This is a genomic window from Nocardioides coralli, from assembly GCF_019880385.1.
GTDB classification, from domain to species: Bacteria; Actinomycetota; Actinomycetes; order Propionibacteriales; family Nocardioidaceae; genus Nocardioides; species Nocardioides coralli.
On the sequence record NZ_CP082273.1, the window covers coordinates 2,564,041 to 2,576,424 of the forward strand.

The window sequence follows — 12,384 nt, forward strand, 5'->3', positions numbered from 1 at the left end:
AAGTCTCCCAGACCCCTCCGGCGGGACGCCGGGCCGCCCGCCCCGGGCGCGGGTCAGCGCGACATGAGCGCGTCCATCGCCACCGCGACCGCGGCGGCGACCCGGAAGTCCACCCGGGGGTCTGGGACGCGGACGGTGTACTTGTCGCGCACCGCGGCCTGACGCTCCACGCTCATGAGGGGAGCCCCGGAGGCATCGGTGTAGTCGAAGTGGATCGGGAGGAACGGCAGGTCGGTGACGCGTCGTACGAGCGCGACGGCCAGGCTGCGCTCCTGCCCGGTGCCGGTGTAGCCGGGACCCTCGAGGTGGAAGGTCGAACGGAGCAGGCTGGCGCCGAAGTCCTTGCGGAAGAAGCCGATCTGGGACCCCGACTCGTCCGTGACGTCGTACCCCGAGCCGAGGTCGATCCGGGCCCGCGCCTTGAAGCCGAAGACCGCCCGGCTCCGGCTCTCGTCGGTGTAGAAGGTCACCTGCTCCTTGAAAGCCATGCGCTTCTGCTGCGCGACGCCCATGAGGTGTCCCGGGGAGCCGTCGGGCGCGGCGGCGAGCAGCGTGTAGCGGTTGGTCGTCATCGCAAACTTCTGCTGGACGTAGAAGAGCGGCAGGTGCATCTCGGCGGCCATGGCGGGGAGCCTAGTGAGCCGCGAATCCCGTTGGCGCGACCCGTCGGACCCCGGCACTCTGGTGGCATGTCCGAGAAGCCCGCGGTCCGCGTCGACCGCGCCACCGACGACGAGCGCTACGTCGCGACCGACAGCCTGGTGTGGTTCGACGAGGAGGTCGACCTGCCCGTCGCCGACCAGCTCGTCGGCGTCCCTCCCGCCCAGCGGTTCGCCGCCCACGTCGACGGTGCCTCCCCGGCGTCCTACCCCGGCATCTACGGCGTCCGGCCGCTCCAGCTGGCGCTGCCGGCCGAGGACGGCGCCAACCTGGTCCCGTGCGCCGGTCTGACCTGGGTCGGCGTCCACCCGGACCACCGCCGTCAGGGCGTCCTCAGCGCGATGATGCGCCACCACGTCGAGCAGACCCGTCGTGAGGGTGTCGCGATCTCCGCGCTGCACGCCAGCGAGCCGGCCATCTACGGCCGGTACGGCTACGGCCTGGCGAGCACCGCGCTCAGCCTGTCCCTCGGCCGGGGCACCACCTTCACCGCCCCACACCTCGAGGACGCCGCCGGCGAGGTCCGGACGACGCTCGCGACCGAGACGGGCGACGCGCTGGCGCACCGGCTGCGGGAGTGCGACCTGCGCGTGGCCTCGCGGACGCCCGGGATGGTCGTGGGCGAGCCCGGTTTCTATGCCGGCATCCTGCGCGAGCTCCCCGAGGAGCTGCGCGACAAGGAGCGCCGTCGCTTCCTGGTCGCGACCCGCGGCGGGGTCGACGTGGGGCACGCGGCGTTCCGACGCAGCCACAAGTGGGAGCGCAACCGCCCGGCGGGGACGCTCGAGGTGCACGCACTCGTGGGCGAGCCGGCAGCGGAGCTCGCCCTGCTCCGTCGTCTCGTCGACTTCGACCTGATGGGCACCGTCAAGCTGCCGGAGATCGGTCTCGACGATCCCCTGCTGCACTGGATGGGGCCCCGTGCCGACACCGAGGCCGTGCCGGTCGACAACCTGTGGCTGCGTGTGGTCGACCTCGGGGCCGCGGTGCCGCAGCGCTCCTACACCGCCGCTTGCGACGTCGTCGTGGAGGTCCTCGACGACCAGGCACCGTGGCAGGCCGGTCGCTGGCGGATCGAGGTCGCCGGCGGCGAGGGGCGCGCGACCAGGGCCGACGGCGCGGCCGAGATCACGCTCCCGGTCGCCGCGCTGGGCGCGATCCTCCTGGGCGGCACGCCGCTGGCGGGGTTGCACCGCGCCGGAGTCGTGCTCGAGCACCGGTCAGGCGCGGTCACGGAGCTCGGCCGCGCGTTCCGGGCCGACGTCGCCCCGGCCGCCGCCTTCGGCTTCTGACGGCCCGACGCCTGCCCGGTGGTCGTCGGCACCTGGCCGCTCGGCGCCCACCGGGGGGACGCTCAGGCGAGCGAGGCGAGGAAGTCGGCCACGGCGCCGAGCGCCGGCAGGTGCTGGTCGCTGTCGGCACGGCGCCAGAACCCGTGCTGCACACCGGGGTAGACCTCCACCCGGACCGGCACCCCGGCCTCGGCCAGCCGCTCCGCGTAGCGGCGTCCGGTCGGCGTCAGCACGTCGAGCTCGGCGAGCTGCACGAGCGTCGGCGGCTGGCCGCGGAGGCTGGGCTGCTCCAGCACGTGGAGGGCCGGGTCGGTCGCGGCGTCGGCCCCCTGCAGGTAGAGGCGCCAGAACACCCGGCACTGCTCGACCGACAGGTCGGCGCCCACGAGCTCGGCGTCGTACGACGCGCACGAGGGGTCGACGAACGGGTAGACCTGCACCTGACCGACGTAGCGATCGGGGTGGCGCAGCGTCTCGCCGATCGCCAGCGCGGAGCCCGCGGAGTCGCCGACGGCCACCAGCCGGTCGAACCCCTGCCCGGCGAGCCAGTCGCCGGCCAGTCCCGCGTCGACGTCGGCCGCCGGCCAGGGGTGCTCCGGCGCGCGTCGGTAGTCCGGCATCAGCACGGCCCAGCCGGTACGGACGGCGAGGCGCCGTGCGAACCCGTCGTGGGTGACCAGCGACCCCAGCGCGAAGCCGCCGCCGTGGAGGTAGAGCAGTGCGCCACGCGGCCCGGGCGGCACGTAGAGCCGGGCCGGCACGCCGCCGGCGTCGACGTCCTCGACCCGGTCGACCGGCACCCGCTCCTCCCGGGTCGCCTCGGCCTCCGCCGTGGCGCGGACCTCGGCGAGCGCGGCGAGCTCCTCCTCCGACGCGACCTGCATCGCCTCAGCCCAGCCGGGCCAGCTCCTCCTCGACCACGGCCGGATCGAGTTTGGTGAAGACCGGGGTGGGCTTCCCGACCGGCGTCCCGACCTTGACCGGGCGCGACTCCCATGCCGGTGTGGCGGAGTAGTCACCCGTGATGACGGGGTACGTCGCCAGGCCGGCGCCATGGCCGGGCTCGAGCTCCTCGACCTGCTCGACGCGGGGCATCGGCATGAACTCGCCCTCGCCGCCCAGCACGGTGTGGACCCGGTTGGCGGCGTGGGGGAGGAAGGGCGCCAGCAGGGTGTTGCAGTCGCTGACGCACTGGGCGGCGACGTGCAGCACGGTCGCGAGCCGGCCCCGCTGCGACTCGTCCTTCATCTTGTAGGGCTCGGTCGCCGTCAGGTAGCGGTTGACCTCGCCGACGACGCGCATCGCCTCGGAGATGCCGGCGCGGAGCCGGTGCCGCCCCAGCAGCCCGCCCACGGACGCGAACCCGTCGCGGACGGACGCCAGGACCGCCTCGTCGACGGGCTCGAGGTCGCCGCACGGCGGGATCTCCCCGAAGCTCTTGGCGACCATCGTCGCGGTGCGGTTGACCAGGTTGCCCCAGCCGGCCACCAGCTCGGAGTTGTTGCGCGTGACGAAGTCGGCCCACGTGAAGTCGGCGTCGGAGGTCTCGGGACCGGCCGCGCAGATGTAGTAGCGCAGCGGGTCGGGACCGTAGCGCTCCAGCACGTCGCCGACCAGGATGACGTGGCCCCGCGAGCTGGACAGCTGCTTGCTCTCCATCGTCAGGAACTCGCTCGAGACGACCTCGGTCGGCAGGTTGAGCTCGCCGTACTCCCCCGGCTCCCCACCGCGGTCGCCCTTGCCGGCGTAGGCCAGCATCTCGGCGGGCCAGATCTGGGAGTGGAAGACGATGTTGTCCTTGCCCATGAAGTAGAAGGACTCGGCGCCCGGGTCGTTCCACCACTCCCGCCAGCGGTCGGGCTCCCCCTGCCGCCGCGCCCACTCGATCGACGAGGAGAGGTAGCCGATGACGGCGTCGAACCAGACGTAGAGCCGCTTCGTCGGCTGGTCCTCCCAGCCGGGGACCGGGATGCCCCAGTCGATGTCGCGCGTCATCGCGCGCGGCCGGATCTCCTCGAGGATGTTCTGGCTGAACCGGATGACGTTGGGCCGCCAGGTCCCCGATGCCTCGCGCTCGTCGAGCCACGCGCCAAGCGCCGTCGCCAGGGCGGGCAGGTCGAGCATGAAGTGCTGGGTGTCGACGAAGCGGGGCGTCTCGCCGTTGATCTTCGACCGCGGCTCGAGGAGGTCGGTGGGGTCGAGCTGGTTGCCGCAGTTGTCGCACTGGTCGCCCCGCGCCTCGCCGTACCCACAGATCGGGCAGGTGCCCTCGATGTAGCGGTCGGGCAGGGTGCGGCCGGTCGAGGGGCTGATGGCCGACTGCGTGGTCTGCTCGACCATGTAGCCGTTGCGGTGCACCGCGCGGAACATCTCCTGCACCACCCGGTAGTGGTTGCCCGTCGTCGTGCGGGTGAACAGGTCGTAGGACAGCCCGAGGCCGAGCAGGTCCTCCACGATGACGGCGTTGTTCTTGTCGGCGAGCTCGCGCGGCGTGACCCCCTCCTTGTCGGCCGCGACCAGGATGGGGGTCCCGTGCTCGTCGGTGCCGGACACCATCAGCACGTCGTGGCCGGCCATCCGCATGTAACGGCTGAAGACGTCGGAGGGGACGCCGAAGCCGGCCACGTGGCCGATGTGGCGCGGGCCGCTGGCGTAGGGCCAGGCGACGGCGGACAGCACGTGCGTCATGGCGGCAATCCTAGGTGCGGGCGTTGCACCTCCCTCACGGGGTTTCGCGCCGCGTAGCGTGCTCGGCATGGAGATGCTCATCGCCGAGGACCTGCTCCTGCTGCTGCTCGACGACGACAAGGGCACCGTGGTGGCGGGGACCGCCGACCGTCCGCTCGTCGGCGGAGCGCTCCTGGCAGAGCTGGCCCTGGCCCGCCTCGTGACGGTGACGGAGAAGCAGAGCGCCTGGTCCTCGTCGCACGTCGTCGCGACCGGCGGCCCGGGGCCCGACGACCCGGTGCTCGACCAGGCGCTCTCCACCGTCATGGAGAAGGCCCGGTCGGCCAACGACCTCGTCGACCGGCTCGGCAAGGATGCACGCGAGCAACTCCTCGCGCGCCTGGTGGAGCGCGGCATCCTGGAGCGCCGTGACCGCAAGGTCCTCGGGGTCTTCCCGCGCACCACCTGGCCGGCCGCTGATGTCGCCCACGAGGAGTCCGTCCGGCAGCGCCTGCAGCAGATCCTCGTGACCGGGCTGGTCGCGGACCAGCGTTCGGCGGCGCTCATCGCGCTGCTGGTCGCCGTCGACCGGGCCCACGCCGTCGTCGACCGGGGCGACCTGTCCGCGCGCGAGGTCCGCAAGCGCGCCCAGCGGGTCGCCGACGGCGAGTGGGCCTCCCAGGCGGTCCGCGACGCGGTCCAGGCGAGCCAGGCGGCCGTGGCGGCGGCTGTCATCGCAGCCTCGACAGCGGTGACCGCCGGTGGCAGCTGACCTCTAGGAGAAGTGGTCGATGCGGCGCTGCGTACGCCGGCGCAGCGCGGGCAGCAGCTCGTAGAGCTCCTGCCCGGGGCAGGCGGTGTCGTTGGTGTCGCGGTGCCCGTCGAAGGCCGGGAGCCTGGCCCGCTCGCCGTCGCGGTACTGGTCGCTCCCGGTCGACCTGACGAACACCTGCCGCCGCGCGTCCCGGTCGTGCCGGTCGAACTTCCAGGCCGCCAGCCGCTTGAGCGCCTTCAGCACCTCGTCCCGCGGCCGCTTCGCCTCGTAGTTGCCGATCACGGCGACGCCCACGGACGCATGGTTGAAGCCGAGCGTGTGCGCGCCCTGCACCAGACGGGCGGGTCCCCCGGAGCGGCCGACCCACGTGCGGCCGAACTTGTCGACGAGGAAGTTGTAGCCGATGTCGAACCACCCCAGTGACTGGGTGTGGTAGCGGTACATGCCGCGGATGATCCCCGCGACGTCCTTGCGGCGGTAGTCGTTGCCGGTCGCGGTGTGGTGGAGGTGCACCTGCTTCATCCGCTCGAGGTAGCGGGGCTTGCCGTTGCGCCACGAGCCGTCGGCGCCCCAGTCCTTCCGGCTGCGCATCGCGGGCTGCGGCGCACTCGAGGGCTTGGCCCGCGAGGGCGCCACCGCGCGCCCGCGCGTGGTCGCCGGCGTTGACTCACCCGGCTCGATGAGGACCAGCCGCAGGTCGCGGGCGCGCCGGCCGCGCACCCGGACCTCGATCCCGCGCTGCGGGCCGGTCCATGCCAGGTCGGTGCCGCTGCGGGCCCCGGCCTCCGGGCCGTCGGGCGCGTCGTGGAGCACCGGCAGCCGCTCCCACCCGCCGCCAGCGGCCGGGCGGATGCTGATCCGGGGAGCAGGCCCGCGCCAGGTCGCCGCGACCATCGAGTACGTCGTGGTGTGCAACCGGGTGATGCCGGGACCGACGGGCACCTCGGCCGACCGGACCGCTCCGCCGTCGGACGCGAGCCGCACGGGGGCCGGGCTCGACGCGGCGGTCCCCGGAAAGGCCAGCAGCCCGGCGGCCGTGACACCGGCAACCAGGTGGTGGACCCGCCGTCGGGGGGTACGGACGTGACGCATGACTACAGCATCATGCGTCACTTCTGTCACGCCGTCGACCCCCGTGGAGCCCCGATCAGCGGAAGTCGAGCTCGCGGTTGCGGGATCGCTTGAGCTCGAAGAACTCCGGGACCCGGGCCAGCGCCAGCGCGCCGTCCCACACCTGGCCCGCCTCCTCGCCGCGTGGCGCCCGCGACAGGACCGGGCCGAAGAACCCGAAGCCGTCGATGCCGATGGTGGGCGTCCCGACGTCGTCACCGACCAGGTCCATGGCGCCCTGGTGGGAGGCACGCACCGCGTCGTCGAGGTCGGTGTCGTGGCGGGCCTCCAGCAGGCGCTCCGAGACGCCGACCTCCGCCAGCGCCTCGTCGAGCACCGTCGCCGACATGGCGCGGCCGCCGACATGCACCCGCTCGCCCAGGGCGGTGTAGAGCGGCAGCAGCACCTTCTCGCCGTACTCCTGCTCGGCCGCGACCAGGACCCGGACCGGCTCCCAGGCGTCGGCCAGCCGCTCGCGGTAGTCGGCCGGGATGTCGCGGTCCTCGTTGAGCACCGCGAGGCTCATGACGCGCCACGAGACGGTCACGTCGCGCACCTGCTCGACCTCGAGCATCCAGCGCGAGGTGATCCAGGCGAAGGGGCAGAGGGGGTCGAACCAGAACTGGACGGGGGTCTTGGTGGTGGGGGGCATGCCCGGGGAACGGCGTCCCCGAGGTGGTCTATTCCAGCTAGGGACGCCGGATCTCGACCGTGGCGCTGCGGCGGGCGGGGCGGACGACGGTGGTGCCGAGGTAGCGCACGCGCACCCGCCGTGCACCCGGCCGCACGTCGTCGAACACCACGCGCAGCACGCCGTCGACCACCCGACCCGTGACCTCCTGGGACTTGCCGAGGCGCACCGTGGCCTGGCCCTTCGGGTCCTCGACCCCCGGGGCCGTGACCCGCACGCGGACGACGGCGCGACGGACCCGGCCGACGGTGCGCACCGTCACGTCCGGGGCGGTGGTGACCACCGTGTCCGGGGCCAGACGGATCGTCTCGGTCCGGTAGCCGGTACGCCGCAGCACGACCTGGGCGGTCACCCGGCGGCCGACGTCCTCGATGCCGGGGACGTACGTCGGGCCGTCCGCGCCCTCGATCGCGATCCCGTCGCGCAGCCAGACGTGGCTCACCTCGGCGTCGGTGGGCGTGTAGCTGCCCGGTCGCACCGTCAGCGTGCGGTCGCGCTGGGCTCGTCCGGCGATCCCGAACGGGTCGGAGACGCGGATGAGGCCGGCACGGACCGGCGGGGTCGCCGTGGTGCTGGCGCGCAGGTTGCGGTAGCCCTCGCGGCGGGAGACCACCGTGGCGGTGATCTCCTTGCGGATCAGGTCCTGACCGAGCTCCAGCGTGCGACCGGCCTCGTCGGACAGGCGCTCCCCGTCGGCGTACCAGCGGATCTCGGTGGAGGCGGCGGCCGGCTCGGAGCTGCCGGGGACCACCGTCAGGACCTCGTCGACCCGGGGGGTGCCCGCGAGGCTCGGCTCGTCGGCCAGTGTCAGCTCCCCCCGCTCCACGCGAGGGCTCTCGGCGCTGGTGGCCGAGCCCGGCTCGTAGCCCTTGGCGGTCGCGGAGACGCGCACCGTCAGCCGGCTGCGCACGTGCTCGGGGCCGGGGACGAAGGTGGCGTCGGTGGCGCCCGGGATGGCGGTGCCGTCGGCGAGCCACTGCACGTCGTGGCTCGCGGCGTTGCGCCAGGCCCCGACGTCGGCGGTCACCGGCTCGCCGACCGTGGGCGTGCCGGGCACCGAGGGGGCCCGGACCAGCTCGACCTCCTCGTCCAGGAAGTGGATGAAGCCGGTCGGCCACCGGCCGCCGTCCTTGGTGACGACGCGCCAGTGGAAGTCGCCGCCCCAGCTGTCCTCGGAGATGGTGATCTTGCGCTTGCTGTGCACCTGCTCGACGTAGGCGACGTGGCCGCTGGAACCGACGCCGTCGCCGGCGTCCCACCACGCGACGGAACCGACCATGGGCGTGTTGTCGGTGATGCCGCGCTTGGCCCGGCCCCAGTTGTAGGCCATGCCCGTGCTGTTCCACGGGCGCTCCGGCGACATGCCCCGGTCCACGAGCCGGTAGGCCACGTAGTTGGTGCAGTTGTGCCCGGCGTACATCCGCCACCACATCTGGGAGCTCGCCTGCTTGTAGCCGTGGTGCGGGTAGCCCGCGGAGGCGCACGGGACGTAGCCGGTGCACAGGTACCCGGAGGTCGATCGTGCCGGCGCACCGGCGACGTGGGCGTCGCGGGCGTGGGCCGGGGCCACCGGAGACAGCACCGCCAGCACCACGGCCAGCAGCACGGCGCCGTGGAGCAGGCGGGGGGACCCGGAGGACCTCGGGGGGGCGGTCACAGATCCGTAGTGAACCGGATGTCAAGCAGGCACGCCACGGTTTCACCAAAATTCTCAGGATTCACAACAGTCCCGCTCGTCACAGCCGACAACCCGATGGGGTGCTGCCCCCGCGCCCGGTGAGAGGATCCCTGCCATGCCTGGCACGAACCTCACCCGCGACGAGGCGGCCGACCGCGCAGCCCACCTGGCGGTCACCTCCTACACCGTCGACCTCGACCTCACCACCGGCGAGCGGACCTTCGGATCCACCACGACGATCCGGTTCACGAGCAGCCGGCCGGGCAGCGCGACCTTCGTCGACCTCGTCGACGCCGAGGTGCACGCCATCACCCTCAACGGCGAGGCGCTCGACCCCGCCACGGCGTACGCCGACAGCCGGATCACCCTCCCCTCGCTCGCGGCCGACAACGAGCTGGTGGTCGAGGCCGACTGCACCTACAGCCGCTCGGGCGAGGGTCTGCACCGCTTCGTCGACCCGGTCGACGACCGGGTCTACCTCTACACCCAGTTCGAGGTGCCCGACGCCCGGCGGGTCTTCGCCACCTTCGAGCAGCCCGACCTCAAGAGCCGGTTCACCTTCCACGTGACCGCCCCCGACCACTGGAAGGTGGTCTCCAACGCGCCCACGCCCGAGCCCGAGAAGCTGGGCGACGGCCGGGCCGTGTGGCGGTTCCCGGCGACCAAGCCGATGTCGACCTACATCACGGCCGTCGTGGCCGGTGAGTACCACGAGGTCCAGCACACCTACGAGGGCGCCCACGGCACGATCCCGCTGGGCCACTACTGCCGGCAGTCGCTGGTCGAGCACCTCGACGTCGAGGAGCTGGTGACCATCACGCGGCAGGGGTTCGAGTTCTTCGAGCGCGAGTTCGGCTACCCCTACCCGTTCGAGAAGTACGACCAGCTCTACGTGCCGGAGTACAACATGGGCGCGATGGAGAACGCCGGGTGCGTGACCCTGCGCGACGAGTACCTCCCCCGGAGCCGCCAGGACCGCTCCTTCTACGAGTTCCGTGGCTCGGTGATCCTGCACGAGATGGCCCACATGTGGTTCGGCGACCTCGTCACCATGAAGTGGTGGGACGACCTGTGGCTCAACGAGTCCTTCGCGGAGTGGGCCTGCTACCACGCCGAGGTCGAGGCCACGGAGTTCGTCGACGCGTGGACCGGGTTCACCAACTCCCGCAAGCAGACCGGCTACCGCCAGGACCAGCTGCCGAGCACCCACCCGATCGCCGCCGACAACAAGGACCTCCACGCCGTCGAGGTCAACTTCGACATGATCACCTACGCCAAGGGTGCTGCGGTCCTCAAGCAGCTGGTCGCGTGGGTGGGCCTGCGCCCCTTCCTCGACGGACTGACGCAGTACTTCCACGACTTCGCCTACGGCAACAGCGAGTTCGCTGACCTGCTGGCCGCCCTGGAGAAGTCGTCGGGCCGCGAGCTCGACTCCTGGGCACGGGAGTGGCTGCAGACGGCGGGGGTCAACACGCTCGCCCCGGACTTCGAGCTCGACGGCGAGGGCCGCTACGCGCGTTTCTCCGTGCGACAGACCGCTGCCGACGACTGGCCCACCCTGCGTCGTCACCGGATCGCGATCGGCCTCTACGACGACGTCGACGGTGCCCTCGTGCGGCGCGACCGCCTCGAGATCGACGTACGCGACGAGAGCACCGAGGTCCCCGAGCTCGTGGGCGTCCGGCAGCCCGACCTGCTGCTGCTCAACGACGACGACCTCACCTACGCCAAGATCCGTCTCGACGAGCGGTCGCTCGCGACCGCGGTCAACGAGCTCGGCCGGCTCGACGACTCGCTGGCGCGGGCGCTGTGCTGGGGTGCCGCGTGGGACATGACGCGCGACGCAGAGATGCGCGCCACCGACTTCGTGCACCTGGTGCTGCGCAACATCGGCAGCGAGACCGACCCCTGGGGCCTGACCGCCCTCCCCCGCTTCGCCGCCCTGGCGGCCAACTACTACTCCGCCCCGGCCCATCGCGAGCAGCTCAAGCGCGAGTGGGAGCAGGGCCTGCGCCGGCTCGTGGCGGAAGCCGCGCCGGGCAGCGACCACCAGCTGACCTTCGTGCGGCACTTCGCCGCGGCCGCCCGCAGCGAGGAGGCCGTCGCCGACCTCCAGGGCCTGCTCGACGGCACGCTGTCCTTCGACGGGCTGGCGGTCGACCAGGACCTGCGGTGGGTGCTCCTCACCGGGCTGGCCCGCGTCGGCCGCGTCGAGGAGGCCGAGATCGCGGCGGAGCTCGAGCGCGACCGGACCATCTCGGGTCAGGAGCACGCGGCCGCGGCTCGCGCCGCCCGTCCCACCGCGGAGGCGAAGGCCGCCGCGTGGGCAGCCGTGCTCGACCGGGACACCCCCAACGAGACCTCCCGCTCGATCGTGTTCTCGTTCATGCGGCCCGACCAGGCCGACGTGCTCGAGCCCTACCTCGAGCGCTACCTCGAGGCAGCCGAGACGCTCCACGACGCCATCGGGACCCACAAGGCCGCCGTGGCGCTGGAGCACATCTTCCCGAGGCCGCTGGGCTCACCGGAGATGCTGGAGCGCGTGGACCAGTGGCTGGCGGGCACCGACGCCCACCCGGGGGCGCGGCGCTACGTCACCGAGGGGCGCGCGGACGTGGCGCGGGCACTCGCGGCGCAGGAGCGCGACAGCCGGGGCTGACGCGGCGTGGTCGAGGGGTGACCCCGCCCGTGACCAGGCTCAGTCGACCCGGGAGTGCAGGGTCTCCTGGGCACGGGCGTGCTCCGCGAGCTGGCCGATCCCGCGGCGGAGACCACTCACGAGGTCGCCCTCGGCGAAGGCCGAGGTCATCTCCAGGACGGCGAGCTCGACCTCGCGGTCGGTGAGCGAGCGGCGTACGACGTCGCCGGTGACGACCTCGACCGCGCGGGCGTCCGGGTCGACCATCACCAGGACGCTGCGGGTGGGCGCGACGGCGGCGGCGTGCAGCCGCTGCGCGAACGTGCGCGGGTCTCCCTGGGACCTGCCCACGAAGACGGAGAACTCGAAGCGGCAGGTCTGCTCGGCGGCGCGGATCGCCTTGTCGATCTCGTGCCGGTCGCCCGCGGCGAACTCACCAGCTGCCACTGGCACCACCGGTCGACCCCACCTCGCGCCCGGACTCCAGCTCGCTCGCGCCGGACCGTGGACCGCCGAACCACTGGTCGGGCGTCTCGGCCTCCCCCGGTGCGACCCGCTCGCCGCGGGCCATGGCCGGCACGTAGACGGCCAGCACGATGAGCAGTCCCACGAGCACGGGGAGCCCCACGACGACGATCAGCAGGTCGAGGAGCCCGACCTCGGCCGGGTCGCTCCATCCCTCGGGCACGTCAGCGACGGCCGGGGTGGCGGCGAGGAGTGGCACGGTGGCGGCGACGGTCACGAGAGCGGCGCGACGGATCAGCGGAGCGGACACGCGGCCGAGGATATCGGACCCGCTCGCCGGGGCAGCGCCTCGTCCCGCGCGTCCCGCGCGCGTCGATCTCGTCACACCCCACGCTGAGCGGTGCCGCG

11 protein-coding genes are annotated in these 12,384 nt (G+C 72.9%); 3 read left to right on the forward strand and 8 right to left on the reverse strand.

Going from position 1 to position 12,384, the window contains the following annotated elements; genetic code table 11:
* Positions 1 to 53: 53 nt before the first annotated feature.
* Positions 54 to 623, reverse strand: coding sequence for an LURP-one-related family protein (locus tag K6T13_RS12495; RefSeq protein WP_249423768.1), 570 nt, complete (start codon positions 621 to 623; stop codon positions 54 to 56).
* Positions 624 to 689: 66 nt separating this feature from the next.
* Between K6T13_RS12495 and K6T13_RS12500 the strand changes: the two genes are divergently transcribed.
* A complete protein-coding gene (locus tag K6T13_RS12500) occupies positions 690 to 1,952 on the forward strand; it encodes a GNAT family N-acetyltransferase (protein WP_222894890.1) in 1,263 nt (420 codons plus the stop codon).
* A gap of 62 nt (positions 1,953 to 2,014) precedes the next feature.
* On the opposite strand, the gene K6T13_RS12505 is transcribed toward K6T13_RS12500, so the two are convergent.
* Positions 2,015 to 2,836, reverse strand: a complete 822-nt coding sequence (locus K6T13_RS12505) for an alpha/beta hydrolase (protein WP_222894891.1) — start codon at positions 2,834 to 2,836, stop codon at positions 2,015 to 2,017.
* A 4-nt stretch (positions 2,837 to 2,840) separates the two neighbouring features.
* On the reverse strand, positions 2,841 to 4,640 hold the full coding sequence (gene metG / locus K6T13_RS12510) for a methionine--tRNA ligase (protein WP_222894892.1): 1,800 nt from the start codon (positions 4,638 to 4,640) through the stop codon (positions 2,841 to 2,843).
* A 67-nt stretch (positions 4,641 to 4,707) separates the two neighbouring features.
* Here metG and K6T13_RS12515 point away from each other — a divergent pair, with 67 nt between their 5' ends.
* Positions 4,708 to 5,391, forward strand: coding sequence for a GOLPH3/VPS74 family protein (locus tag K6T13_RS12515; RefSeq protein WP_222894893.1), 684 nt, complete (start codon positions 4,708 to 4,710; stop codon positions 5,389 to 5,391).
* Between the two features lie 3 nt (positions 5,392 to 5,394).
* Here the strand turns inward: K6T13_RS12515 and K6T13_RS12520 are convergent, their stop codons facing one another.
* From K6T13_RS12520 to K6T13_RS12530, 3 genes are read right to left on the reverse strand one after another with little or no spacing between them, the layout of a single operon-like run.
* A complete protein-coding gene (locus K6T13_RS12520; RefSeq protein WP_222894894.1) occupies positions 5,395 to 6,486 on the reverse strand; it encodes an N-acetylmuramoyl-L-alanine amidase in 1,092 nt (363 codons plus the stop codon).
* Positions 6,487 to 6,541: 55 nt separating this feature from the next.
* Positions 6,542 to 7,156, reverse strand: coding sequence for a mycothiol-dependent nitroreductase Rv2466c family protein (locus K6T13_RS12525; protein ID WP_222894895.1), 615 nt, complete (start codon positions 7,154 to 7,156; stop codon positions 6,542 to 6,544).
* A gap of 37 nt (positions 7,157 to 7,193) precedes the next feature.
* A complete protein-coding gene (locus K6T13_RS12530; protein WP_222894896.1) occupies positions 7,194 to 8,852 on the reverse strand; it encodes a CHAP domain-containing protein in 1,659 nt (552 codons plus the stop codon).
* Positions 8,853 to 8,988: 136 nt separating this feature from the next.
* On the opposite strand from K6T13_RS12530, the gene pepN reads away from it, so the two are divergent.
* Positions 8,989 to 11,532, forward strand: coding sequence for an aminopeptidase N (gene pepN / locus K6T13_RS12535; RefSeq protein WP_222894897.1), 2,544 nt, complete (start codon positions 8,989 to 8,991; stop codon positions 11,530 to 11,532).
* A gap of 39 nt (positions 11,533 to 11,571) precedes the next feature.
* Here pepN and K6T13_RS12540 read toward each other — a convergent pair whose 3' ends face one another.
* On the reverse strand, positions 11,572 to 11,964 hold the full coding sequence (locus K6T13_RS12540) for a DUF5130 family protein (RefSeq protein ID WP_222894898.1): 393 nt from the start codon (positions 11,962 to 11,964) through the stop codon (positions 11,572 to 11,574).
* Positions 11,945 to 12,286, reverse strand: coding sequence for a hypothetical protein (locus K6T13_RS12545; RefSeq protein WP_222894899.1), 342 nt, complete (start codon positions 12,284 to 12,286; stop codon positions 11,945 to 11,947). Before K6T13_RS12545 ends, K6T13_RS12540 begins: the two co-directional genes overlap by 20 nt.
* Positions 12,287 to 12,384: the final 98 nt, after the last annotated feature.